This window comes from Cloacibacterium caeni (assembly GCF_907163105.1).
In the GTDB taxonomy this organism is placed as follows: domain Bacteria; phylum Bacteroidota; class Bacteroidia; order Flavobacteriales; family Weeksellaceae; genus Cloacibacterium; species Cloacibacterium caeni_A.
In genome coordinates this window covers 1,556,917-1,580,730 of the sequence record NZ_OU015321.1, presented here as the reverse complement: position 1 = coordinate 1,580,730, position 23,814 = coordinate 1,556,917, and the positions used below count along the sequence as shown (strand labels likewise).

Genomic DNA, 23,814 nt, shown 5'->3' with positions numbered 1-23,814 from the left:
AGAACTTACACAAAGGTAAGTTCTTAATATTGAAATTTAAAATTTATAATATTAAATTTTTGCCATTTCTGCTTTTATTTTGGCTTGTAAACCTTCAGAAGCAACAACTAGAGGCAATCTTAAGTAGTTTTTGATGATTCCTTTCTCTGCTAAAACGGTTTTAATTCCGCAAGGATTTCCTTCAGCAAAAATAAGTCTGGTGATTTCTACTAATTTGTTATGAATTTCATAAGCTTCTTTTACTTTTCCTTCGAAAGCAAGTTGTACCATCGTAGAAAATTCCTTAGGATAACCTTGTCCAATTACAGAAATTACACCGTCTCCACCAGCTAAAGTTACTGGAAGCGTATATTCATCATCTCCAGAAACTAAAGAGAAATTTGCAGGTTTTTTTCTTAAAATGTCAAAATATTGTAAGATGTTTGGTGCAGCTTCTTTAATCATAAAAAGATTAGGGAATTCATTTGCTAAACGCAATGTGGTAGAAGCTTCTATGTTTTGACCAGTTCTTCCTGGAACGTTGTAAATAATGATTTGTTTTCCTGTAGAAGCTAGCATTTTATAATGCTGATAAAGTCCTTCTTGGTTGGGTTTGTTATAGTAAGGAGATACTGATAGAACCGCATCGAAATCAGTTAAATCTGCTTCTTCAATTTGTTTTTTAACTTCTAGAGTATTGTTTCCACCGATTCCTAAAACCAATGGTAAACGTTTATTATTAATCTTTATAACGTGTTTTATAACTTCTTGTTTTTCTGCTGCAGAAAGAGTAGCAGCTTCTGCTGTGGTTCCTAGAACTACTAAATAATTGGTGCCATTTTCGATGTTGTATTCTACTAATCTCGTTAGCGAATCAAAATCTACTGATAAATCTTCGTTGAAAGGTGTTACTAATGCTACACCTACTCCTTTTAAGTTACTCATTGTTAAATTGTGTTATAAAAATTAATTTGTTCAAAATTAGTGAAAATTTTTTTTTCAGGAGCAAGAAGTTTACTAATTCTCATCACTTTTGGTCCCGCTTTTCGCTGCAACCTTTTAAAATTTTTTCACTCAGGTTTCATAAAATGAAAAAACCTGAAAATTTTAAAAGGATTTCCGCTTCAAAACGAGGCAAGAGTTTAGCCGATTCCTTTAAAAATATAAAGAAACAAAGAGGCAATCGGGGCTATTTTTTACGCAAATTTCTTCGGTTCACGCCCGCCAAAAAATCTATTCATAATAACAGATAATCAATTATATTTGCATTACAATTTTTATAAAATCATGAAAAATAAAATTTGGTTGTTGGCCATCGTTGCGCTTACTGCTTCTGCATGCAGAGCTCCGCTTCAAGTGGCTCAAGTTCAACCGCAGAAAAATACTTCTATCACTTCTGAAATTGCAGAAAATCAGAATTTTGTTTCCGTTATTGCTCCTTACAAAGTAGAGTTGGAGAAAAAAATGAATTCTAAAATTTCTTACACTTCTGTAGACCTTAATAAATCGGGAGACAATTCTAATTTAGGGAACCTTTTGGCAGATTTCACTTATGAAGGAGCAGAAGAATGGGGCGAAAAAAATGATATTGATGTAGATGCTGCGGTAATTAACATCGGTGGAATTCGTTCTACGATTGGAGCAGGAGATATTTTGACCAAACATGTTTTTGAAGTAATGCCTTTTGAAAACGAAGTGGTAATCGTAAAAATGAAAGGGAGTGATTTAAGAGGTTTATTTCAATATTATCTAGAAACACAGAAAAATAACCCTGTTTCTCATCTTTACATCGAAACAGAAAACGGTAAAATCAATCAAGCCTTAATCGATGGCGAAAATGTAGAAGATGAAAAGGTGTATTACATTGCTACGTCTGATTATCTTGCTTTGGGTGGTGATAATATGAAGTTTTTCAGCAAAGGAGAATTGATTTCTACAGGAATTAAATTAAGAGATTTATTTTTAGAATATTTCAAGAAAAATCCAGAAGTAAAAGCTAATACAGATATTCGTTTAAATTTTAAAGGGAAAAACTAATGAACAGAAAAGAATTTTTAAGAACAGTAGGAGGCGGAACATTAGCACTTTCTTTAGCGCCTAATTTAGTTTTTGCCAGTCAAAAAAGTATTCTTGATAAAAATGCGGCTTATAAATTGACCGTTTTACATACCAATGACCAACACAGTAGAATAGAACCTTTTGATTCTAGTTATTCTAGAAATCCTAATCAAGGAGGTTTTGCAAGACGTGCTACTTTAATTCAGCAGATTAGAAGCCAAGAAAAAAATGTTCTTTTGTTAGATGCAGGTGACATTTTTCAAGGAACACCATATTTTAATTTTTATGGAGGCGAACTAGAATTTAAATTAATGTCTATGATGGGTTATGATGCTGCAACTATGGGAAATCATGATTTCGATAATGGTTTAGAGGGCTTCTTGAAGGCTTTACCAAATGCTAAATTCCCTTTTATCACTTCTAATTATGATTTCAGCAATACCATTCTTGATGGAAAAACCGAAAAATATAAAATCTTCAAAAAAGATGGAATTAAAGTAGGACTTTTCGGAGTGGGAATAGAGTTAGATGGATTGGTGGGCAAGAAACAATATCAGGAAACTAAGTATTTAAACCCAGTAGAAATCGCACAGCATTATGCAGATTTTCTGAGAAAAGAAAAAGGTTGTGATTTGGTAATTTGTCTATCACATATTGGTTTTGATTACAGAGATGATGCTGATAAAATTTCTGACAAAAAATTAGCAGCTCAAACGGATAATATTGATTTAATTTTAGGAGGTCACACTCATACTTTTTTACCAGAACCACAATCTTTTACCAATAAAAGTGGCAAAAACGTTTTGGTGAATCAAGTAGGTTGGGCTGGATTGCTTTTAGGAAGAATAGATTTTTATTTTGACAAAAATAAGAGCTTACAAAATATTTCATGGAATAATCAAGTTATAGATGATAGCATTTTAGGTTAAAAATTGATGATGAAAAAAAATATATTAGTCTTTTTACTGCTCTTTTTGTATTTTTCAGTGTTTTCGCAAAACACCAATAGTAAGTGGAGCGATTTGTTCTCTTACAATAATGTTTTGGCTTTCAAAGAAAAAGATGGGAAAATTATTGCAGCAACCGAGAACGGAGTTTTTTATTACAACACCATTTCAGGTGAAATTACCAAACTTTCTAAAGCCAATGGTTTGCACGAAGTGAAAATTTCGGCTTTTGACTATGACGCTGCTACCAATACAGCAATTATAGGTTATAAATCTGGTAATCTAGATGTGGTAACTGCAGATGGTGTAACGTATGTGGTAGATATTCCGCTTTCTCAAAGTTATACCGGAAGTAAAACGATTAATAATATTTCTATCAATGGAGACAAAGCCGTGATTTCTGTAGGTTATGGTGTTTCTATTTTTAACATCACCAAAAAAGAATTTGGGGATACTTGTTTCTTTTTTAATGGTACTTCTTACGAAAAAGTTTTAGAAGCCACCATAAAAGACAATACGGTTTATGCGATTACAGGAACTAGTCTTAAATATCATCCTATAGATGTAACTTTTTCGGTGTACAGCAATTGGAATTCAGTACCAGGGAATTATACACAGATAGATTCTAAAGCAATTTTGGTATTATCTAATAATAATACGGTGTATTATGGTAATGTGGGAAGTTTAAGTTCTATTCCGCAAAGTTTTACCAAAATTAAAGACCTCAAAATTACGGATTCCCAAATTATTGTTGCAGACCAAACCAAAGTGTACGCGTATACACTTACAGGAACATTGCAAAAAACAATAGATATTGCAGAAGAAGTAAATACGGCTTTCGTAGTAAACAATCAAGTTTATACAGGAACTAAACTTTCAGGGATTTATGATGAATCTAAAACCTCCTATAAACCAGATGGACCGTATTCTAATATTTCATATAAGATTCAAATTCAAGATGATAAATTATGGGTATCAACTGGGGGAAGAGAAGGAAGGTATAATTCTCCTATAAGTCCAAGGCCAGATTTAGGATTTTATTTCTATGATGGAAGACAATGGGTGTATCCTTCTTATTTTTTAAATAATCCTATTATTTTTAATACTTTAGATGTTATTGCAAGCCCAGTCAATTACAAAGAAGTTTTTACCGCAAACTATAATCAAACAACAGGTCAAGGTATTTATAAATTTACTTATAATGAATCTAAAAAAGATTTTGATTTTGTTAAATATTATAGTCTTTCTACAAATTTCAGTTATAACAGACCAGTAGGTTTTACCTATGATGATCAGAATAATTTAATTGGGAGTATGGCTTTTACAATAGGTACTGTTGCTTCGTCATTACTATTTTATGATAAAAATACTGATGGTTTTTTAGTCAAGGATTTAAATGTTGTTGCGGCAGCTCAGAAACCTATTTTTTTTGATGGTTACATTTGGTTATCTACACCAAGACAAAATTATTTTGTTGCGTTTGATTATAACAAGACGATTGATAATTTATCAGATGATAAAATATTTCTTTTAGATGTTAAAAGCGGATTGCCAGATAGTGGCGCAGGAACTTTGAGCTCTGCTGGCGATAAATCAGGAGATATTTGGATAGGTACTGATAAAGGGCTAAGAATTTTATCTGGGGGGTCTTCAGCTGTTGAAAAAACTCCTATAGTAGAGCCTATTGTCATCACCCAAAATGGAATTCCAGAAGAACTTTTTAAGGATTTACCCATTCTTCAAATTGAAGTTGACTCTGGGAATCAAAAATGGGTTTCTGTAGAAGGTGGAGGTGTTTTTTATCTTAGTTCTAATGGTGAAAATACCATTTCTCATTTTACAAAAGTGAATTCGCCATTACCCAGTGATGTGGTTACCGATATAAAAGTTGATCCCAAAACAGGAAGGGTTTATTTTGTAACTTTTGATGGAATTGTGGTGTATCAAGGAGATGTAATCAATATTTCTAGCGATTTTTCAGATATAAAGGTTTACCCAAATCCAGTCGTTACAAGTCAATACAGAGGAAATGTAAAAATTACAGGACTTGCCGAAAAAACCAATATTAGAATTACAGATGCAGCAGGAAACGTAGTTCATCAAGCAGTAGCAAGAGGCGGATATTACGAATGGAACCTCAATAATCAAAAAGGCATTAGAGTAGCTTCGGGAATTTATTTTGTCTTAATGACCAATGAAGATGGAACCGATAAAGCTACCGCTAAAATTGCAGTGGTGAATTAATGGATAAAAACACAGGATTTTTACTCTCATATATTAAATACGGAGATTATGATGCCATTCTGCATTGTTATACGTTAGAAAGCGGTTTTCAGTCGTTTTTCATGAGAGGAATATATTCTGCTAAGAACAAAAAGAAAGCTTTTCTTTCGCCGCTTAATGAGCTGGAAATTACCTTTTCAAGTCATCATGGCAATCTTCCTACCATTAAAAAGGTAGAACTCAGTGAGAAATTACCTGATGAGGTAAATGTTCATCAGAACGCGGTGATTTTCTTTCTTTCTGATTTTCTTAATCAAATTTTGAAGAATGAAAGTCAGCAAGTTGCTCTTTATCAAGAAATTAAATTTTTCAAACAGAAAATTTTAGATAAAAAGATGCATGCGCATTATTTTTTTCTGATTAGAATGCTTCAGTTTTTTGGAATTTCTCCATTGGTATCCGAAGAAAAATTTTTAAATATTGAAAAGGGGATTTTTCAAGAAGAGATTTCACAAAAAGAAGTAGATGAAGAACTATCTTCCCTCTGGAAGAAAATTTTAGACGAAGAGATAGAAGAAGATTTTATAATTGAAAAAAAATACAGAAAGCCTTTATTAGATTCTATTTTACAATACTATAAAATGCACTTTCCAGAATTTTATTCGCCTAAATCTTTACCTGTAATTTTAGAAGTATTTGAATAAAAAAACCGCCTAATTAGGCGGTTATATTTTTTAGTCTTCTGCTGATGTTCTTGTTTCTGTTTTAAACACTTGGAAGTTGAAAACAAATGTTCTATTTCTGAAACTAAAAGCAGAATATGCAAAATGTTCATCTCTTGCAAATGCAGCTCTAGAAGGTACTATAATTACGCCTTGTAAGTTGTAGTTGTCCGTGTCATTTAATTCACAACTTTGGAAATTTTTAATCGCCTCCTGGAAACCTTCCATTTCATAGAATGCTCTGGTTTTAGTCGTGCTGTTGTCTGTGTTGTATTTGTTCAGAACACTTGTTCTTACATGGAAATAAGCAGGGTCTATTTCTGGTGTTCCAGTAGTAATAATAGTGGTTCTAAAAGGATATTTCGAGTCAAATTTCACTACATTATCACTACCTTTTACAGCTACGTAGGTATAAGTGTTGTGCATTAACTTTATTTTATCAGTAGCTACGATGGCTTTTCCATTAGTAGGAGTGTATCTGCTGATGTAAATTACTCCAGAATTTAGTTTTACGGGATTGTAATCAGATAGAGGTTTCTCATTATCATCTGTGGTAGAAGTACTGCTAAATGCTACGATATTTCCTCTAGAATCAAAATAGTTGTCTTTTAAAAATTTTTGAATGGCCTCATCATCATATGTATTCTGAGTTTCTATACTCACTTCTTCTGTAGTGCTGTTATTGTCATCATCATTATTACATGATGTGATAGCTAGAGAAGCTAAAGCAAGAAACAAAAATATTTTTTTCATAAGTTTTTTATCCTTTAGATTTGTTTAATTAAATTGCTCGATATTTTCAATAACTGCAAAAGTATAAATAAATTATGAGAATTGATAAATTTTTATGGAGTATTAGGTTTTACAAAACAAGAAATATAGCAGCTGAAGAAATTAAGAAAAATAGAGTTTCTGTAGGAGAAAACACTGTAAAATCTTCCAAAGAAGTAAAAGAAGGAGATATTATCAAGATAAGAAAAAATCAAATCGACTATAAAATTAAGGTTTTACAAATTCCCAAAAGTAGAATAGGAGCCAAATTAGTTGCCCTTCATGTAGCAGACATGACCGAGAAAGAGCAATATGAATTGCTAAAACTCAGAAAAATGTCTCAGGATTATTATCGTACCAAAGGAGAAGGAAGACCAACCAAAAAAGATAGAAGAGATATGGATGATTTCTTAGAAACAGACCATGATGAAACTTCTATGACAGAAGATGATTGGGATTCTTTCTTTAAGGATGTAGCTGAAGAATAGTAGTGATTTCCTCTACTATTTCTTCTGGTGTTTTATGGTCGGTATCTACAACGTATTGTGCTTTATTGTAAAAAATGTTTCTCTCAAAAAGGTGTTTGGCGATAAATTCTGGTAAATCTTCGTCACTTATTCTCGCAATAAGAGGTCTTTTTTCTTTTTGTTTAGATAATCTTTGAACCAGTGTGCCAATATTTGCTCTCAGATAAATGGTGATAGAATTATTATTAAGAATTTCCATGTTATTATAATACACAGGAGTGCCACCACCTAGACTAATAATACAATTTTCCTGGGTAGCAAGTAGCTCTTCCAAAGTTTCTTTTTCTGACTTTCTAAAGTAGATTTCACCCTTTTTCTCAAAAATTTCGGGTATAGTCATGTTTTTTTTCTTAGAAATTTCTTTGTCGAGGTCAAAAATTTTAAAATTTATTTTTTCTCCCAATATTTTGGAAATGTGAGATTTACCGCTTCCCATGTAGCCTACAAGTGAAATTATCATAATTTTATTTTGCACAAAGTTCTTAAAAAATTTTGAGAATTTAAAAAAAGGCGTATCTTTGCACCACTTTTTAACAGAGATGTTAAGGAGACCTGGTAGCTCAGCTGGTAGAGCAATACACTTTTAATGTATGGGTCCTGGGTTCGAATCCCAGCCAGGTCACAACAAAATTCCGTATACCCTTTACGGATTTTTTTTGCCTACGTGGTGAAATTGGTAGACACGCCATCTTGAGGGGGTGGTTTCCTAAGGATGTGCTGGTTCGAGTCCAGTCGTAGGCACGAAGAGCAAAAAATAAAAACTTAGAAATTTTTATAAATTTCAAAGACCTGGTAGCTCAGCTGGTAGAGCAATACACTTTTAATGTATGGGTCCTGGGTTCGAATCCCAGCCAGGTCACAATTTACGAAAGTAAATTTTTTTCATATTAATATTTTGTGATTTGGTGTTTAAAAGCCTTCAAGGTAACTTGAAGGCTTTTTATTTATTTTATCCTAAATGCATATTATCTATTAATCTTACTTCATCAGCATACGCTACGATAAATGCTCTGTATTCTTTATCTTCATCTATAGCATTTGCTTCTTTAAGCGTTTCTTCATCTGCAATGACAAAATACTCTAATTCGAAATTAGAATTTCTAAATATATCAGTCACTTTTTGTTTAATTTCTTCCAGAGAAATCACTTTAAACCATTCTTTTACTTTTGTAAGTGTTTCGTAGATGATGGTTGCTTCTTTTCTTTGGATTTCAGTGAGTCTTACATTTCTAGAACTCATGGCAAGTCCATCTTCTTCTCTTAAAGTAGGAACTTCGTGAATTTTTACGGGTAGTTTTGTTTTTTCTACCATTTTTTTGATAATGGCTAATTGCTGGTAATCTTTTTCGCCAAAGTAAGCATTGTGTGGCTGTACTTGTCTGAAAAGTTCTTCTACGATGGTTCCTACTCCGTCAAAATGACCAGGTCTGTATTTGCCTTCCATTTCGTTTTCGAGTCCGTCAAAATCATATTTTTTACTGTTTAGTCCATCTGGATACATTTCTTCTACATTAGGAACGTAAACAGCGTCTACACCTGCTTTTTCTAAAAGTTCTAAGTCTTTTTCTAAGGTTTTCGGGTACTTTTGAAAATCATCTGGATTATTAAATTGGGTAGGATTTACAAAAATGGAAGAAATAACTTCGTCGTTTTCTTTTTTAGCAGCTTTGTAAAGAGAAAGGTGACCTTGGTGAAGTGCGCCCATAGTAGGAGCAAATCCTATTTTTTTACCCATTTCTCTCTGTCTTTCAACATAATCAATCAGTGTTTTTTTGCTTTTCAGAACTTTCATAAAAATTGTATTTAGGGTAAAGTTATAAAAAATTGTTAATTAAAAGAAATTCGGTTATTTTTTTGTATTTTTGCATAATTAACCGTCTTTGTATAGAGAAGAAAAAAATATTATGCCGAATCAAAAGATTTTATACGTCACCACAGAGATGTTTCCATATCAGGAAGATAGTAATATGGCGATGATGGTGAACAAGATGGCACTGAAGATGCACCAAGAAGGCAATGACGTAAGAGTTTTTATGCCGAGATTTGGATTTATCAGCGAGAGAAAATTTCAGTTGCATGAAGTGATTAGATTATCTGGAATGAACATTATTATCAATGATTTAGACCAGCCGTTAATCATAAAAGTAGCTTCTTTGCCAGGAGAAAGATTGCAGGTTTATTTCATAGATAATGAAGAATATTTCAAGAGAAAACAATATTATCAGGATGAAGATAATCAACCGTTTGAAGATAATGATGAACGAGCAATTTTCTTTGCAAGAGGTGTAATAGAAACCATTAAAAAACTAAATTGGGTTCCAGATATTATCCATTTTAACGGATGGATGGCTTCATTTATCCCGATTTACCTTAAAAATTACTATAAGACAGATTCTTATTTTAACGATACTCAACTTGTACTTTCTGTGTACAATGAAAAAGATTTATCTCTAGGTGACAATATTACTGAAAAATTAAAGTTTGATAATATTGAAAACCTTAAAGCATTAGAAGAGCCTACCATCCAAAGTTTTGTAATAGAAAGCATGAATTTGGTAGATACTATTGTAAAAGGAGATGAATTTTTAGAAGAAAAACTAGACAAAGCCTTTGAAGAATCTAAAACACCTAAAAACGAATATGTAGACGGCGGTTCTATAAGCGAAATTTACTAATCACAAATCACATATAATTACTTAAATGATAAAAGAAATTCAGAATATCTTTAGGCTATTTTTTATTTTATTTTCGGGAGCTGCTATTACAGTAGCTTGTGAATCTGAGCCAGACGAATTAGGAATGCAATTTTTCCAAAATGGAACAGCTCAAGGAACAGAAGAAAGTTTCGATGTAGTAGCCTATAATGTTTATAATAATGATGCGCTAGAAGCAGATAATGACAGACTATCAGAAGCTACTTTAGGTGCTTTTGATGAGGCAAACTTCGGGATGCAAAAGTCATCATATGTTACTCAAGTAAGATTATCTTCTTATGATCCAGATTTTGGTGCAAATGCAATAGTGGATTCAGTAGTTTTACAGATGAAGCCATTATATCAAATAGCTACAGATTCAGTAGTGACTAAAACTTATGAAGATTACATACACCCAGATAATATAGCTGCAAAAAAAGTAGTATCGAGTTATCCTATTAAAAAATACGGAAAAGCAAAAAGTAATTTCACGATTAATGTACATGAAGTTACCGATTTCTTATATTCTACAGAAACTAACTTCTATTCGAATCAACAAGTCAATACAGGAACTTTATTAGGAACCAAATCATTTGACGGATTCATTAGATCTATTAAAATTACCAAAGATTCTGATAATTCTGAATTATTCAGCAGAGATGCAGGTTTAAGAATTTCTTTAGATAAAGATTTTTTCCAATCTAAAATTATTGATAAAAAAGGTTCTTTTGAATTAAAAGACGCGGCGAGTTTTATCAGACATTTCAGAGGTTTGAAATTTTCTGTAGTAGAAAATGATGGTTATATTTTTAGTTTTAACCCTAATGAATTATCTGCTATTATCTATTATAAATATGATAAGACAGAAAATAATACTACTACAAGAACTCAAGGAAGTTATACACTAGATTTAGGTTCATCTAATGTACATTTTAATCAGATTCAGTATAACAGAAGCAATACATTTGTTAATCACGTACCAAGTACTCCTAATGCAAGTGGAGATGCTAAACTTTTCTTACAAGGAATGGGCGGTCCAGGTGCTGAAGTAGTTATTCCTGATGCCATTATTGCTAAGCTTAAAAACTTATATAAAAACGAAAAAGCAGGTTTGCTTTCTGCTAAAATAAGATTGTATTCAGACGAAGTTTTATGGAATAATTCTTATGCTAAGCCAGATACCTTTGCTACATTAGTAAAAACAATAGGTACAGATAATACGACTACATTTTCGTTTTTCCCAGATAGAGATATTTTTGCTTATTCTGGAGTTTACAAAATGGTTAACGCAGTAGATTTAGATAAAAATCCTGCTTACTATGAAATTGGTATTACTCAGTTTATTAAAAATATTGTAGAAAAAGAAGAAGCAAATAAACCAATTACTATCAATGTTGGTAGTTTCCAAACTTCATCTACCACAGGGGGATTATTAGGAACAGATTATACTACTAAAGCATATGCTCCTCAAAGAATTGTTCTAGTAGGAACGGATCCAAGCTTAGATGCTAACCCGAATCCTAGTAATACCAAATATGCTCAATTAAAAGTAATTTACTCAAAAAAATAATATAACTATGTGCGGAATTGTAGGTTATACAGGTTTTCAAGATGCTTATGATATTGTTATCAACGGCTTGAGAAGATTAGAATATAGAGGTTATGACAGTGCAGGAATTGTACTTGAAGATAAAAATAATAATTTTGAAGTTAAGAAAACCAAAGGTAAAGTTTCTGATTTAGTTGCTATTTCAGAAAACTTGAAAGGAACTTCTCATATTGGGATGGGACATACAAGATGGGCAACTCACGGAGTTCCTAGTGATAGAAATTCTCACCCACATGTTTCTAACGATGGTAAAATAGCATTGGTACATAATGGTATTATCGAAAATTATGATACAATTAAGACCATGCTCATTGGTAAAGGTTTTACGTTTTCTTCTGAAACAGATACAGAGGTTCTAGTAAACCTTATTCAATATATTCTAGATACTCAAAACACCACCTTTCCTGAAGCAGTAAGATATGCTCTAAATGAAGTTTATGGAGCGTATGCAATTACCGTAATGCACAAGGATTATCCAGGAGTTTTAGTTGTAGGAAGATTAGGCTCACCATTAGCAATTGGTCTAGGAGATAAAGAGTATTTTATTGCTTCAGATGCATCGCCATTTGTAGAATTTACAAAAGAAGCAGTATATCTAGAAGATGGACATATGGCTACTATTTCATTAGAAAATGGTGTAGATATTAGAAGCATCAAAGAAAATGAAAAAATAGAACCTGCTATCCAAGAACTTAAATTATCATTAGAACAAATAGAAAAAGGAGGCTACGAGCATTTCATGTTAAAAGAAATCTTCGAACAGCCAAAATCTATTCAAGATACATTAAGAGGTAGATTACTTGTAAATGAAGGCATTATTAAAATGGCTGGAATTTGGGATCACCTTGATAGAATTAATAAAGCAGAAAGAATCATCATCATTGCGTGTGGTACTTCTTGGCATGCTGGTTTAATCGGAGAATATCTTATCGAAGAATTTGCAAGAATTCCTGTAGAAGTAGAATATGCTTCAGAATTTAGATACAGAAATCCTATCATTACTGAAAAAGATATCGTTGTAGCTATTTCTCAATCAGGAGAAACTGCAGACTCTATGGCAGCGATTAAATTGGCTAAAGAAAAAGGAGCATTCATCTATGGAATTTGTAATGTGGTAGATTCATCCATTGCAAGATTTTCAGATGCAGGGTCTTATACTCATGCTGGTCCAGAAATTGGAGTGGCTTCTACCAAAGCATTTACAGCTCAATTAACTATTTTATCACTTATCGCCCTTAAATTAGGTAAGCATAATGGTAATCTAAGTAATGCAGAGTTCATGAGACTCATCACGGAGTTAGACAATATTCCTAAAAAAGTAGAAGAGGTGCTAAAATCTACACATGATTATGTGAAAGAAATTGCGCATGATTTTGTGAATTCTACCAATTTTTTATACTTAGGTAGAGGATTTAATTTCCCTGCAGCATTAGAAGGAGCACTTAAATTGAAAGAGATTTCTTATATCCATGCAGAAGGTTATCCTGCGGCAGAAATGAAACACGGTCCTATCGCTTTAATAGACGAAAATATGCCAATTGTAATCATTGCTCCTAAAAAAGGTCATTATGATAAAATTGTAAGTAACGTTCAAGAAATTAAAGCAAGAAAAGGTAAGGTAATCGCTGTAGTAAATTACGGAGATGAGCAAGTAGCTTCAATGGCAGATTATGTAATAGAAATTCCTGAAACTTCAGAATGTTTCTCGCCAATAGTAGCATCTATTCCGTTACAATTATTAGCTTACTACATTGCTGTTTACAGAGGTGCCAATGTAGACCAACCAAGAAATCTTGCAAAATCTGTAACAGTAGAATAAATTTTTAATCAGATACAAAATATTTTACTTTAATTTTCGTTTAAAAAAAATCTTAAAGATTTGTTAAAAAAAAAATTAATTATATATTTACCGCTTTAAACTATAATAGTATAATGAAAAGAATGTTTCTTTTGATGCTTGCAGCATCTTTTGTGGTTTCATGTTCTAAAGGTGGAGGAAGAGCAAGCTCTGGAAAACCAGACTCTAGAGGAGAATTGGTGCCAAAAGAAAGTAAAAAGTCTTTCGAGGCTCAAAGACCTTACGGTATGGTGGCCATTCCTGGTGGTTCTTTCGTAATGGGGCAGGCTGATGCAGACTTTACCGCAACTCCAGAAAAAGCTCCTCTGAAAACCGTTACTGTTTCTTCATTTTTTATGGACGAAACAGAGGTAACCAATTCAGAATACAGACTCTTCGTAAACTATGTAAGAGACTCTATTGCGAGAACATTATTAGCAGAAGCTGCAGGTGATGATACCAATGAAGATGGAATTGGGAGATATGCTTTTTTAGCTAAAAAAGCTGGTGATGATGCAAACGCATATCAAAAATATTTAGAAGCTCAAGGAGATAGAGACGGGTATAATGATTCTAGAAAATTAGATTGGAGAGTGCCATTATACTGGAAAACTGGTCAATATCCAGACGAAAAATATGCAGAGGTAATGGAATCTCTTTACTTACCGCCAGCTAAAAGAATTAACAACGAAAGACTTCTTGATACTCAGAAATTAAAATATTCTTACGAGTGGGAAGATATAGCAACTGCGGTAAAAGATAAAACAAGAAGTGCAAGCTATCTTAAAAAAGAAAGCATTGCAGTTTATCCAGATACTACAGTTTGGGTTAAAGATTTCAACTATGCATATAACGAGCCTTTATTTGATAGATATTTTTGGCATAGAGCTTATAAAGATTATCCAGTAGTAGGAGTAACTTGGGATCAAGCAAGAGCTTTTTGTGATTATAAAACGAAAGCAAAAAGAGACTATGTGAAATCTGGTAAAAAAAGAGGAGACAATCCTATGAAATTTAGACTTCCAACAGAAGCAGAATGGGAATACGCAGCAAGAGGTGGTCTAGAAAATGCAACTTATCCTTGGGGTGGTCCTTATCTTACAGATGATAGAGGTTGTTATTTAGCAAACTTTAAGCCGAAAAGAGGTAATTATATTGAAGACGAAAAGAAAGGAACTTATCCATATACTGCAAGAGTAAAAAGTTTCCATAGAAATGGATTTGGATTATATGACATGGCTGGAAACGTAGCAGAATGGACGGAGTCTCCTTACAGCAACTCTACTTATCAATTCTCGTCAACTTTAAATCCTTACTTATCAAACCAAGCCTACAGAGAACTTAAAAAATCTGTAAGAGGTGGTTCTTGGAAAGATGTAGGTTACTTATTAATGACAGGCTATAGAGACTGGGAAAGAAAAGATTCTGCAAGAAGTTATATTGGTTTTAGAACTATTCAAGACGTTCCTGCAGGAACAGCTAGATTGAGAAGATCAAGCAAATAAAAAGTAAAAATTAAATTATCAAAAACTATTAAAAAATCAAAGGTATGATTGGGAATCCGTTTAAAACTAAAGACACAACTTTAAATTTTATTTATTCAGCAGGTGCTGCTGTTGTAATTTTGGGAGCATTATTTAAGTTAAATCACTGGAATATTGGACCATTAACGGGTACTTGGATTCTAGCAATCGGTTTAGGTGTAGAAGCTTTAATTTTCTTAATCTTCGCATTTGATGCACCTAAAGAAGAAGCATCATACGCTTGGGAAAATGTTTATCCAGAATTATTAGATGCAGATGCTCAGCCAAAAGCTAGAAAAGTAGCTACGGTAGAAACTTCTGACTTAGACGTTACCTTGTCAAATAAATTAGATAAAATGTTAGCTGATGCTAAACTAGATGTAGAATTATTCGAAAGACTAAAAACAGGAATTGATAAATTCTCAACTTCTGTAGAACAAATTAATTCTACTGTAGATGTATCACAAGCTACTACTAAATATAATGACCAATTAACTTTGGCTGCTAGTCACCTAGAAAGCATGAATGCATTATATGCACTACAATTAGAGCATGGTAAAGCACAAAGCGAAATGAGCAAAAAGTATGTAGAAGATATCCAAAAATCTGCAGACCAATCTCAGAAATTTAATGATGAATTAGCAGGTCTTACATCTAATTTAAATAATCTTAATAGAGTTTACGGAGGTATGCTTTCTGCAATGAAAGCTTAATTTTCTTTCAATATTTTAATCAATAAAAATTTAAAAAAAAGAATTAAAATGGCAAAAGGAAAACAAACACCTCGTCAGAAAATGATTAACTTGATGTATCTGGTTTTCATTGCGATGCTTGCAATGCAGATAGACCAAGAAATCATCAGATCATTTCAAGATACCAATCAATCTCTTACCGATTCTAGAACATTAGCAGAGAAAAAGAACGATATTTTTGAATTAACCCTTAAACAAAAAGCTGATAATTCACCAGAAACCTTTGGTTTGGCAAGTCAACAATACAAAGGAATGAAGTCAAAAGCTGATGACTTAGTTGGTTTTATTGAAACAATAAAAGGACAATTAAAAACAGAAGCAGGATTTGATGCTGACAAAAATGTAGAAGATAATTTTTCTTCTCTAAACAATACAGACGCTGTAACTAAAAAGTTCTTTAAGGGAGGAGATGCAGAGTTACCTTCTAAAAATTCTGAGGAATTAAAAACTAAAATGGCTGCGCTTCAAAGCTACATCATTCAGAATTTTGGGAACAATAAAGATTTATCTTCTGTTGTTACTAGAGCTAAGTATAGATTGTCAACAGATGACGCTCTTTATAAAGAACAAGGTAAAAACTGGTTACAGTATAAGTTTTATAACCAGCCTTTAATTGCTGCGCTTTCTAACTTAGAAGTTATTCAGTCAGAAGCTAGAAACTTACAGTCAGACGCTCTTTCTTTAATGTTAAGAGAAAAAGTAGATGCAGATATCAAGTTTGATGCTTTCGAAGCTGTAGTTGCTGCTCCAGATGTAATTATCCAAGGAGAGCCAGCTGAAGCTAAAGTATTCATTGGTACTTATGATAGCAATTTACCAGGATTTGGTGTTGCTGGTGCAGACAGAACAGAAAACGGAATTGGTTATAAATCATTAGTTTCTTCTACTCCTGGTGAATATACTTTCAATGGTGTAGTTTCATTTAATGATGCTAATGGTAAAAAATTAGAATACAAATTCTCTCATCCATATAGAGTAGTTCCAGGTGCTAAAGAAGTAGCCTTCGAAAGTGGAGCTTTATTATCTGCTGATAAAATGAACGTTTTATACCGTGGTGTTCAGAACCCAATTTCTGGTTCTATCCTTGGTGCTGATAATAGCCAAACTACACTTACTGCAACTGGCGGAACAGTTACTAAAAAAGGTGGTGGATCTTGGATCATTACTCCAGGTTCAGGTAATACTACTACATTAACCATTTCAGGAAAAGGGCCAAAAGGTCAACCAATTTCTCAGAAATTTGAATTTAGAGTTAAAAATGTACCAGCTCCTCAAGGACAAATTAGAGGTGAAAACGAGGTTACAATGCCAGCAACTTCTATTGCTAATCAAACAGTAGGTGCTGCTATCCCAGAATTTGATTTCCCTGTGTCATTCCAAGTAACAGGCTTCAAATTTAAAGTTCCAGGAAAAGCTGCGATGTTTGTAAATGGTAATTCATTAAGCTCTGTAGCAGGTCTTACTAAAAACTTAAGATCAGGAGATATTTGTTACATTGCAGGTATTCAAGCAACTGCAACTGGTTTAGGTGGTCAAACACTTAAAAAAATCAGTCCGGTTGTAATAAATGTTCAATAATTTAGTTATTAAGAATATACATATCATATCATTAAAATGAAAAAGATTTTAATTTTACTATTAGCATTAAGTGTTTTTTCTGTAGACGCGCAGACAAAGAAAAGAACTACGAAGAAGAGAACTGCTAAAAAAACTACAGTTGCTAAACAAGAAACTCCAGCTCCCGCAGTTGAAGCAGCTCCTGTTTCTCCTAATGTTAATACTGAAGTTACAGCTACAGCACAACCAGAAGCTGATTTAGAGCCTATTAACTCATTATCTATATTAAATGCTAAATCTCCTGCAGCTTTCAGAGTATACAGAGAGATTGGTACTGTTAAGAAAGGTGATTCAGTTATTTCTGCTAGAAATAAACCTATTAGCTATGGTTATATAGATGAAAAGGACGTGCTAAGAAGTATGGTGGTTTGGGAAATTATTGATATGAATGAAAAAATCAATCAGCCATTTTATCATAATGCTGACGGAATTGTTTCTCAAAATAAATCTTTATATCAATTGTTGATTGACAACATCATGAGTGGTGATATAAAAGAAGTATATGATGATGAAATGTTCATGACCAAGCTTGCTCCTGAAGCAATTAAGCAAAGATTGTCAGTAACTAAAGAATCTGACTGGTTAATTGATAAAAGAAATGCTGGAGAAAAACTTACTCCAGAAGATATCAAAGCTGGAACAGACGTTATTGAAACTAAAACTGAAAGCGTAAAACTTCTTAAAGTTAAAGGAATGTGGTACGTAGACAGAAGAGATGGTCAAATGAAATACAGGCTTCTAGGTATTGCTGCCATGGGACCAGATCCTACCATGATGGCAGAAAAAACTGCTGATGGTGTTTCTTTAGGTAACAAAGATGAATTAATTGATCTTTTCTGGGTGTATTATCCAGATGCTAGAGAAGTTCTTGCGAACTCAGTAGTTTTCAATAGCAAAAACTTATCTTCAGATTTAACTTATGATGATATTCTTAATGCTAGAAGATTTTCTTCAATTATTTATAAATCAGACAATGGTTTAGGAACAGGAATCATTAAAGATTATATTCCTAATGATGCCGAAGAACAATTAGAAGAATCTGACAGAATTAAAAATCAAATTCTAGAAATGGAGAACGATATGTGGAATTATTAATCCAAATATCCTTATATAAACAAAAAACCTAAGTATCTTTGCTTAGGTTTTTTTATTGACAATTTATGACGAAATCCGTAGAATATATTATCGTAGGAGATGGTTATGCAGCAATGTTTTTAGCGCATCAATTCATTAAAAATAATAAATCATTTTTACTTTTTACCGAAAGCAAAAAAAGCGCATCAATGGTTTCTGCTGGAATGATAAATCCTGCGGTTCTTAAACGTTTTACCACTTTTTGGTTAGCGCAAGAACAAATCGATTCTCTTAAAAATACCATGACCGAAATAAAACAATATACAGGTCAAAATTACTTGATAGAAAAACCCATTCTAAGAGTTTTTCATGACGAAAAAGAAAAAGAATTATGGCTGAAAAAATCAGATGACGAAAATTTGAAACCTTTTCTTTCCAAAGATTTTGTAAAACTTAATTCTGTCAAAAATCCATTTGAATGTGGAGTGGTGAATCAATCTTCTCGTTTAGATGTAAGTGGTTTTTTCACAGATATGATGAACTTTTTAGAAAATCAAAATCATCTAGTTAAAAAAAAATTTGATTATCAGTTATTGAAACCAAATGATTCTACCTACAAAGATATTTCGTTTAAAAAAATAATCTTTGCCGAAGGAATCACAGTCAAAGAAAACCCATTTTTCTCAGAAATTCCCGTACATCAGAATAAAGGCCATCATTTAGAAGTTCAACTTTCTGTGCCTTTAGAAGATGATTTTACCATTAAAAAGAAGCATTTTATTTTTCCATTGAACAACGGAAATTATTACTATGGCGGAACGTATGACCGTGAACAAATCCATCATAAAATTGACGATGCTGCGGTAGAAAAACTTACCAATGCTTTAGCAGAGTTTTATCCTCATGATTTTGAAGTAAAAGAAGTGAAATTCGGATTTAGACCTACCGTTAAAGATAGAAGACCGATTATAGGAAATCATCCAGAATTTGGTAATTTATATGTGTTTAATGGATTGGGAGCAAGAGGAATCCTAAATGGAAATTATTTCTCCATTAACCTTTACCATCATTTAGAAAACGGCGAAGAAATACATCCAGAAGTAGATTTAAAAAGATTTCAATAAAAAAATCCGCAATAGTTTGCGGATTTTTTGCAGAAAGGAAGGGATTCGAACCCTCGATACAGTTACCCGTATACTACCTTTCCAGGGTAGCTCCTTCAACCACTCGGACACCTTTCTTTTTCAGATGGCAAAGGTAGAATTTATTCTTCAATTTCCGAAATTTCTCCGCGCAGATTTTTCTTAAAATTTTCTGCAAAATTTCCTGAATAATTCGGGTTATCGATTAAATGCATAGCTTTTGCCAAAGCACTTTCGGCAGTGATGTCATGACCGCTTATTGCGCCTATCTTTTTGAAAATATTACTGTTATTATATTTTCCGATGCTTATTCCTCCAGAAACACATTGAGAAATCACCACGATTTCAGTTCCGTTATTTCTGATTTTTTGAAGCACTTCTTCCGTTTTTTTATTGCTAAAAATTGTTCCAGAACCGAAAACTTGAAGAATTAAAACCTTGATTTTAGGAATTTGAGGCAAACTTTCTAAATTGATTCCAGGAAAAATTCTCCACAAAAGAATGCTGTCATTCAAATGTAAATCCACCGAAAAATCTTCTTGATGAGGCGTTCTGTATAGCATGGCTTCTTCAACCTTTAAGTGAACACCAGATTCTCCTAAAATAGGGTAATTTGGACTGATAAATGCATCGAAATTCTCGGCAGAATATTTTAAACAACGGTTTCCTCTTAATAATTTATATTCGAAATAAAGCGCCACTTCTTGTACCACCGCTTCATCATTTTGATATAAACTCGCATAATAAAGACTGGTGAGCAAATTTTCTTTGGCATCAGTTCTTAAATCTCCGATTGGTAATTGCGAACCTGTCAAAATCACAGGTTTTCTTAAATTTTTAAGCATGAAACTCAGTGCAGAACCCGTGTAAGCCATCGTATCTGTTCCGTGAAGAATCAAAAATCCATCAAAAAGGTGATAATTTTCCTCAATCAATTGAGCGATTTCCTTCCATTCTTCAGGTCCTACATCTGATGAATCCAAAGGTTCTGAAAACTGATGAACACTTACTTCGCATTCAAGCAGATTCATCTCTGGGATTTTATTGAAAATATGATTGAAATCAAAAGCGCGAAGACTATTGGTTTCATAATCTTTCTCCATTCCGATGGTTCCGCCTGTGTATATGATGAGGACTTTTCTTTTCATGTAAAATTTTCTTTTTTGTAGAATTTTTCAGACTTTAAAGTTAAAAATTTAAAGTTAATTTCTAAAATATTTTGCAATTTTGCCAAATGATTCCTAAAAACAGATTTCAAGAAACTTTTGATTATCTAAAACAATTTCTTACTGATGAAAGATTGAGCAAAATAGAGCATTTTTCTCAGGAAAGTTCAGATTTTGTGCTTCCGGTGATGGAAGATGTGTATCAGTTCCGTAATGCAGCAGCGATTGTAAGAAGTGTGGAAGCTTGCGGTTTTCATCACGTGGTTGCTTTGGAAGAAGAAAATGTTTTCAACCCAAATTTGAAGGTGACGAAAGGTGCAGAAACTTGGGTGAAAGTTGAAAAAATGCCAAATAATTTAGATTCTTTGAAGGAAATTAAAAACAGAGGTTATAAAATTTTGGCGGTTTCTCCAGAGAATAATGCAACCATGTTGCCTGATTACGAAGTAAAAGAACCGATTGCATTGGTTTTTGGGACAGAATTGGAAGGTGTTTCTGATGAAATTTTAGATTTTGCAGATGAAACTTTGGCAATTCCCATGTATGGTTTTACCAAAAGTTTTAACGTTTCGGTTGCCGCCGCAATTTGTATGTACGAATTGAAGCAAAAGCTCATGAAATCTGGAATTGATTATAAATTGTCCAAAGAAAAATTACTGGAAATGAAAATCAGATGGACAGTAAATTCTATAAGAAGTGGCGAAGAACTTTTGGAAAGGTTTTTGAAAGGTTAGTTCCACAGACTACGCTGATGAAATATAAATAATTTTCCGCTAAAGAGAATTTGCTAAATCTGCTAATCAGCGAGAAAATTTTTAAAATTTACTTTTCTGAAAAAAAATCACGATTAACTCTTAAGAAATTGACTTAAAATAATTCCACGCAGCTACGAAAATCCCTGCGGTTTCAGTTCTTAATCTTTGGTGCCCCAGTGAAACAGCTTTAATGCCTTTTTCGGCTAACATTTTAATTTCCTTTTCAGAAAAATCACCTTCTGGACCAATAAGGAAAGTAGGATTGGGCAATTCGGGAATTTCGCTAAGGTTGATGCGTTCAAAAGCAATATCGCAATGTGCCACAAAAGTCATTTCCGGATTTACATGTTTAATAAAATCTGAAAGTTTTGTAATATCATTAATTTTTGGAAAGAAGAATCTTAAACTTTGTTTAGAGGCTGCAACAGCTTGTTTTCTGAGTTTTTCGATGTTCAGGTTTTTACGTTCTGTTTTTTCAGTATTTAGAATAGTAATCTCAGAAATACCCATTTCTGTTGCCTTTTCAACAAAAAATTCAATTCTGTCGATGTTTTTGGTGGGAGCAATCGCAATATGTAATTGTCTGGTAATATTCGGAAAATATTCTTGAATTTTGGTAACGTTCAGACTGACTTTTTTCCCTTCAAAAACGAGTTTTCCTTTGGCGAGATTTCCTTTTCCGTCTGTCACGAAGATTTCTTCGCCTTCTTTCATACGAAGAACTTTCACAATGTGCTGTTGCTCTTCGTCATTAATTTTTACATCTGGAATAATTTCGCCAAAGAAAAGTTTCATTTTATTTTAAATATTTTTGAAATGTTTTGTACTTGTAATAAGCCATGAAGTGGCGATATCATTAGCAAAGGGCTTTAGCCCTTTGTAAAATTAAAATTGGATTTGCGAAGCCACGAAGTGGCGAAATCAATCCCAAATATATTTTTCATCAAACTCAATTTCATAATTTTTCAAAAATAGCAAAAACTCTTCTTGAAAACCTTTTGTTCTATGATGTTCTTTTTGATTCTTAATATAATCAACTACTTTATTAACCTCTCTCGGATTTACAGAAAAACTTCCATAACCATTTTGCCAATAGAAAATTTTAAATTTATCTCCTTTAGTTTTAATCCATTTTGATGAATGAGACTTTATTTCTTCAATTAAATTTGATAGTGCCATGTTTTTATGTAATAAACACAAAATATGAACGTGGTTTTTGTACCCACCAATTTTTAGAGGATTACATTTTAAATTTTTGCAAATTCCTCCTATATAATTGTAGAGTTCTTCTTCAATATCTTCAGTAATTAAATTATTTCTATTTTTAGTACTAAAAGTGATGTGAATATAATTTTTTACTAAAGATTGTCCCATTTTAATAGTTTTTTAGATTTCGGTGCTTCGCACCTTTTTTGGTATGGCTTATTTTTGCCAAAGTGCTCCACACTTTGCTATTGATTTCGGTACTTTGTACCTAATTTTCTTTATGTTCAGCAAAAATCCTTAAAATCTGCGTTATCAGTGTTCATTACTTTTTAAACAGTGAAATAATTTTTTTTACTAAAGTAATCACCAATACCATGATGACACCGCCAATAATTCCAGCGCCAAATTCATTGACAATAGCAGGAGTAGGTAAATTTTCAACCGAATGATGTAAATATTCTACATTGTGTAGGAAAATTCCTCCAGCTACTAAAATTAAAGCAATAGTACCTACTACTCCTAAAATTTTAATTACCCAAGGTAACATATTGATAAGCAATTGACCAATGTTAAATAAAATTCCACCTTCTTTTTTAGATTTTTTTTGCAGTTTGTAACCAGCGTCATCCATTCTTACAATTAAAGCTACAATTCCGTAAACACCTACTGTAGCGATGATTGAAACGACTGTAACGGTTAGGATTTGGTTTAATAATGGTTTATCTAAAACAGAACCTAAAGCAATAATTATAATTTCTAGAGATAGGATGAAATCGGTAGTAATAGCAGATTTTACTTTTGCTTTTTCTGCAGCGATAGGATCATCCATCACATCTAGAGCTTCTTCGTGTTCTGTTTTGTGGTCATTCTTATGAAAGAAAAATTCTATAATTTTTTCGGCACCTTCATAAGCCAGATATAAACCACCAATCACTAAAATAACTTTAATGGCTGCAGGAAATAACCAATTTAACCCAAAAATAATGGGTAAAATAATCAATTTGTTGAGAAATGAACCTTTGGTAATTGCCCAAAGTACAGGTAATTCTCTGGAAGAAAGGAAACCTGTTGCTTTTTCGGCGTTTACAGCTAAGTCGTCTCCTAAAATTCCCGCGGTTTTTTTAGTTGCCAGTTTACTAGCAACTGCTACATCGTCCATCAATGCAGCGATATCATCTAAAATTGCAAAAAAGCCTGAAGCCATAAGTGTTTA

22 protein-coding genes and 4 tRNA genes are annotated in these 23,814 nt (G+C 32.8%); 17 read left to right on the top strand and 9 right to left on the bottom strand.

What is annotated here, in order from left to right; translation table 11 throughout:
* Positions 1-51: 51 nt before the first annotated feature.
* Positions 52-924, bottom strand: a complete 873-nt coding sequence (gene dapA / locus KKQ76_RS07210) for a 4-hydroxy-tetrahydrodipicolinate synthase (RefSeq protein WP_104793359.1) — start codon at positions 922-924, stop codon at positions 52-54.
* Between the two features lie 342 nt (positions 925-1,266).
* Between dapA and KKQ76_RS07205 the strand changes: the two genes are divergently transcribed.
* Genes KKQ76_RS07205 through recO form a run of 4 tightly spaced genes read left to right on the top strand, consistent with a single transcriptional unit; the run spans position 1,267 to position 5,911 of the window.
* Positions 1,267-2,016: a 5'-nucleotidase C-terminal domain-containing protein gene (locus tag KKQ76_RS07205; protein ID WP_213196525.1), complete on the top strand. Its 750-nt coding sequence runs from the start codon at positions 1,267-1,269 to the stop codon at positions 2,014-2,016.
* A complete protein-coding gene (locus tag KKQ76_RS07200; protein WP_213196523.1) occupies positions 2,016-2,966 on the top strand; it encodes a bifunctional metallophosphatase/5'-nucleotidase in 951 nt (316 codons plus the stop codon). The genes KKQ76_RS07205 and KKQ76_RS07200 overlap by 1 nt, the downstream gene beginning before the upstream one ends.
* A 9-nt stretch (positions 2,967-2,975) precedes the next feature.
* Positions 2,976-5,228 (top strand): type IX secretion system anionic LPS delivery protein PorZ, encoded by a 2,253-nt coding sequence (porZ, locus tag KKQ76_RS07195; RefSeq protein WP_213196521.1) that lies wholly within the window; start codon positions 2,976-2,978, stop codon positions 5,226-5,228.
* Positions 5,228-5,911, top strand: a complete 684-nt coding sequence (gene recO, locus KKQ76_RS07190) for a DNA repair protein RecO (RefSeq protein WP_213196519.1) — start codon at positions 5,228-5,230, stop codon at positions 5,909-5,911. The genes porZ and recO overlap by 1 nt, the downstream gene beginning before the upstream one ends.
* A 30-nt stretch (positions 5,912-5,941) precedes the next feature.
* On the opposite strand, the gene KKQ76_RS07185 is transcribed toward recO, so the two are convergent.
* A complete protein-coding gene (locus KKQ76_RS07185) occupies positions 5,942-6,682 on the bottom strand; it encodes a hypothetical protein (protein WP_213196517.1) in 741 nt (246 codons plus the stop codon).
* 74 nt (positions 6,683-6,756) lie between these two features.
* On the opposite strand from KKQ76_RS07185, the gene KKQ76_RS07180 reads away from it, so the two are divergent.
* Positions 6,757-7,188, top strand: coding sequence for an RNA-binding S4 domain-containing protein (locus KKQ76_RS07180; protein WP_213196515.1), 432 nt, complete (start codon positions 6,757-6,759; stop codon positions 7,186-7,188).
* On the opposite strand, the gene KKQ76_RS07175 is transcribed toward KKQ76_RS07180, so the two are convergent.
* Positions 7,166-7,687: a shikimate kinase gene (locus KKQ76_RS07175; protein WP_213196513.1), complete on the bottom strand. Its 522-nt coding sequence runs from the start codon at positions 7,685-7,687 to the stop codon at positions 7,166-7,168. The two genes, KKQ76_RS07180 and KKQ76_RS07175, sit on opposite strands and share 23 nt — an antisense overlap.
* An 89-nt stretch (positions 7,688-7,776) precedes the next feature.
* On the opposite strand from KKQ76_RS07175, the gene KKQ76_RS07170 reads away from it, so the two are divergent.
* The 3 genes from KKQ76_RS07170 to KKQ76_RS07160 all read left to right on the top strand — a co-directional run bounded on the left by KKQ76_RS07170 (position 7,777) and on the right by KKQ76_RS07160 (position 8,086).
* Positions 7,777-7,849, top strand: a tRNA-Lys gene (locus KKQ76_RS07170).
* Positions 7,850-7,885: 36 nt separating this feature from the next.
* A tRNA-Leu gene (locus KKQ76_RS07165) sits at positions 7,886-7,968 on the top strand.
* Positions 7,969-8,013: 45 nt separating this feature from the next.
* Positions 8,014-8,086 (top strand) — tRNA-Lys (locus KKQ76_RS07160).
* Between the two features lie 90 nt (positions 8,087-8,176).
* On the opposite strand, the gene panC is transcribed toward KKQ76_RS07160, so the two are convergent.
* A complete protein-coding gene (gene panC / locus KKQ76_RS07155) occupies positions 8,177-9,019 on the bottom strand; it encodes a pantoate--beta-alanine ligase (protein ID WP_213196511.1) in 843 nt (280 codons plus the stop codon).
* A gap of 112 nt (positions 9,020-9,131) precedes the next feature.
* On the opposite strand from panC, the gene KKQ76_RS07150 reads away from it, so the two are divergent.
* The 8 genes from KKQ76_RS07150 to KKQ76_RS07115 all read left to right on the top strand — a co-directional run bounded on the left by KKQ76_RS07150 (position 9,132) and on the right by KKQ76_RS07115 (position 19,456).
* Positions 9,132-9,902, top strand: coding sequence for a glycogen/starch synthase (locus tag KKQ76_RS07150; RefSeq protein ID WP_069799454.1), 771 nt, complete (start codon positions 9,132-9,134; stop codon positions 9,900-9,902).
* Between the two features lie 25 nt (positions 9,903-9,927).
* Positions 9,928-11,490 carry a DUF4270 domain-containing protein gene (locus KKQ76_RS07145; protein WP_213196509.1) on the top strand — a complete coding sequence of 521 codons (1,563 nt, stop codon included), beginning with the start codon at positions 9,928-9,930 and terminating at the stop codon, positions 11,488-11,490.
* 7 nt (positions 11,491-11,497) lie between these two features.
* Positions 11,498-13,348, top strand: coding sequence for a glutamine--fructose-6-phosphate transaminase (isomerizing) (glmS, locus tag KKQ76_RS07140; protein ID WP_213196507.1), 1,851 nt, complete (start codon positions 11,498-11,500; stop codon positions 13,346-13,348).
* Positions 13,349-13,461: 113 nt separating this feature from the next.
* The gene (gene porK, locus KKQ76_RS07135) at positions 13,462-14,871 is read left to right on the top strand and encodes a T9SS ring complex lipoprotein PorK/GldK (RefSeq protein ID WP_213196506.1); all 1,410 of its coding nucleotides are present in this window, start codon (positions 13,462-13,464) and stop codon (positions 14,869-14,871) included.
* A gap of 44 nt (positions 14,872-14,915) precedes the next feature.
* Entirely contained in the window at positions 14,916-15,602 is a 687-nt protein-coding gene (gene porL / locus KKQ76_RS07130; protein WP_213196504.1) for a type IX secretion system motor protein PorL/GldL, read from the top strand.
* 48 nt (positions 15,603-15,650) lie between these two features.
* Positions 15,651-17,219, top strand: a complete 1,569-nt coding sequence (gene porM, locus KKQ76_RS07125) for a type IX secretion system motor protein PorM/GldM (protein WP_213196502.1) — start codon at positions 15,651-15,653, stop codon at positions 17,217-17,219.
* A gap of 36 nt (positions 17,220-17,255) precedes the next feature.
* Positions 17,256-18,353: a type IX secretion system ring subunit PorN/GldN gene (gene porN / locus KKQ76_RS07120; protein ID WP_213196500.1), complete on the top strand. Its 1,098-nt coding sequence runs from the start codon at positions 17,256-17,258 to the stop codon at positions 18,351-18,353.
* Between the two features lie 65 nt (positions 18,354-18,418).
* Positions 18,419-19,456 (top strand): NAD(P)/FAD-dependent oxidoreductase, encoded by a 1,038-nt coding sequence (locus tag KKQ76_RS07115; RefSeq protein WP_213196498.1) that lies wholly within the window; start codon positions 18,419-18,421, stop codon positions 19,454-19,456.
* A gap of 30 nt (positions 19,457-19,486) precedes the next feature.
* Here KKQ76_RS07115 and KKQ76_RS07110 read toward each other — a convergent pair.
* Positions 19,487-19,573 (bottom strand) — tRNA-Ser (locus tag KKQ76_RS07110).
* Positions 19,574-19,596: 23 nt separating this feature from the next.
* The gene (locus tag KKQ76_RS07105) at positions 19,597-20,622 is read right to left on the bottom strand and encodes an asparaginase (RefSeq protein ID WP_213196496.1); all 1,026 of its coding nucleotides are present in this window, start codon (positions 20,620-20,622) and stop codon (positions 19,597-19,599) included.
* Between the two features lie 86 nt (positions 20,623-20,708).
* Here KKQ76_RS07105 and KKQ76_RS07100 point away from each other — a divergent pair, with 86 nt between their 5' ends.
* Positions 20,709-21,374: a TrmH family RNA methyltransferase gene (locus tag KKQ76_RS07100; protein ID WP_213196495.1), complete on the top strand. Its 666-nt coding sequence runs from the start codon at positions 20,709-20,711 to the stop codon at positions 21,372-21,374.
* Between the two features lie 120 nt (positions 21,375-21,494).
* On the opposite strand, the gene KKQ76_RS07095 is transcribed toward KKQ76_RS07100, so the two are convergent.
* The 3 genes from KKQ76_RS07095 to KKQ76_RS07085 form a co-directional block, all read right to left on the bottom strand.
* Complete coding sequence (locus KKQ76_RS07095; protein ID WP_213196493.1) at positions 21,495-22,190, bottom strand: RsmE family RNA methyltransferase; 696 nt, start codon at positions 22,188-22,190, stop codon at positions 21,495-21,497.
* A 126-nt stretch (positions 22,191-22,316) separates the two neighbouring features.
* Positions 22,317-22,769, bottom strand: coding sequence for an IS200/IS605 family transposase (tnpA, locus tag KKQ76_RS07090; protein ID WP_213196491.1), 453 nt, complete (start codon positions 22,767-22,769; stop codon positions 22,317-22,319).
* A 154-nt stretch (positions 22,770-22,923) separates the two neighbouring features.
* On the bottom strand, positions 22,924-23,805 hold the full coding sequence (locus KKQ76_RS07085) for a DUF808 domain-containing protein (protein ID WP_213196489.1): 882 nt from the start codon (positions 23,803-23,805) through the stop codon (positions 22,924-22,926).
* Between the last annotated feature and the right edge of the window lie 9 nt (positions 23,806-23,814).

Excerpts from the sequence above, each read along its gene's own strand:
- dapA (WP_104793359.1), bottom strand. The coding sequence starts at position 924 with ATGAGTAACTTAAAAGGAGTAGGTGTAGCATTAGTAACACCTTTCAAC.
- KKQ76_RS07205 (WP_213196525.1), top strand. The coding sequence starts at position 1,267 with ATGAAAAATAAAATTTGGTTGTTGGCCATCGTTGCGCTTACTGCTTCT.
- KKQ76_RS07200 (WP_213196523.1), top strand. The coding sequence starts at position 2,016 with ATGAACAGAAAAGAATTTTTAAGAACAGTAGGAGGCGGAACATTAGCA.
- porZ (WP_213196521.1), top strand. The coding sequence starts at position 2,976 with ATGAAAAAAAATATATTAGTCTTTTTACTGCTCTTTTTGTATTTTTCA.
- recO (WP_213196519.1), top strand. The coding sequence starts at position 5,228 with ATGGATAAAAACACAGGATTTTTACTCTCATATATTAAATACGGAGAT.
- KKQ76_RS07185 (WP_213196517.1), bottom strand. The coding sequence starts at position 6,682 with ATGAAAAAAATATTTTTGTTTCTTGCTTTAGCTTCTCTAGCTATCACA.
- KKQ76_RS07180 (WP_213196515.1), top strand. The coding sequence starts at position 6,757 with ATGAGAATTGATAAATTTTTATGGAGTATTAGGTTTTACAAAACAAGA.
- KKQ76_RS07175 (WP_213196513.1), bottom strand. The coding sequence starts at position 7,687 with ATGATAATTTCACTTGTAGGCTACATGGGAAGCGGTAAATCTCACATT.
- panC (WP_213196511.1), bottom strand. The coding sequence starts at position 9,019 with ATGAAAGTTCTGAAAAGCAAAAAAACACTGATTGATTATGTTGAAAGA.
- KKQ76_RS07150 (WP_069799454.1), top strand. The coding sequence starts at position 9,132 with ATGCCGAATCAAAAGATTTTATACGTCACCACAGAGATGTTTCCATAT.
- KKQ76_RS07145 (WP_213196509.1), top strand. The coding sequence starts at position 9,928 with ATGATAAAAGAAATTCAGAATATCTTTAGGCTATTTTTTATTTTATTT.
- glmS (WP_213196507.1), top strand. The coding sequence starts at position 11,498 with ATGTGCGGAATTGTAGGTTATACAGGTTTTCAAGATGCTTATGATATT.
- porK (WP_213196506.1), top strand. The coding sequence starts at position 13,462 with ATGAAAAGAATGTTTCTTTTGATGCTTGCAGCATCTTTTGTGGTTTCA.
- porL (WP_213196504.1), top strand. The coding sequence starts at position 14,916 with ATGATTGGGAATCCGTTTAAAACTAAAGACACAACTTTAAATTTTATT.
- porM (WP_213196502.1), top strand. The coding sequence starts at position 15,651 with ATGGCAAAAGGAAAACAAACACCTCGTCAGAAAATGATTAACTTGATG.
- porN (WP_213196500.1), top strand. The coding sequence starts at position 17,256 with ATGAAAAAGATTTTAATTTTACTATTAGCATTAAGTGTTTTTTCTGTA.
- KKQ76_RS07115 (WP_213196498.1), top strand. The coding sequence starts at position 18,419 with ATGACGAAATCCGTAGAATATATTATCGTAGGAGATGGTTATGCAGCA.
- KKQ76_RS07105 (WP_213196496.1), bottom strand. The coding sequence starts at position 20,622 with ATGAAAAGAAAAGTCCTCATCATATACACAGGCGGAACCATCGGAATG.
- KKQ76_RS07100 (WP_213196495.1), top strand. The coding sequence starts at position 20,709 with ATGATTCCTAAAAACAGATTTCAAGAAACTTTTGATTATCTAAAACAA.
- KKQ76_RS07095 (WP_213196493.1), bottom strand. The coding sequence starts at position 22,190 with ATGAAACTTTTCTTTGGCGAAATTATTCCAGATGTAAAAATTAATGAC.
- tnpA (WP_213196491.1), bottom strand. The coding sequence starts at position 22,769 with ATGGGACAATCTTTAGTAAAAAATTATATTCACATCACTTTTAGTACT.
- KKQ76_RS07085 (WP_213196489.1), bottom strand. The coding sequence starts at position 23,805 with ATGGCTTCAGGCTTTTTTGCAATTTTAGATGATATCGCTGCATTGATG.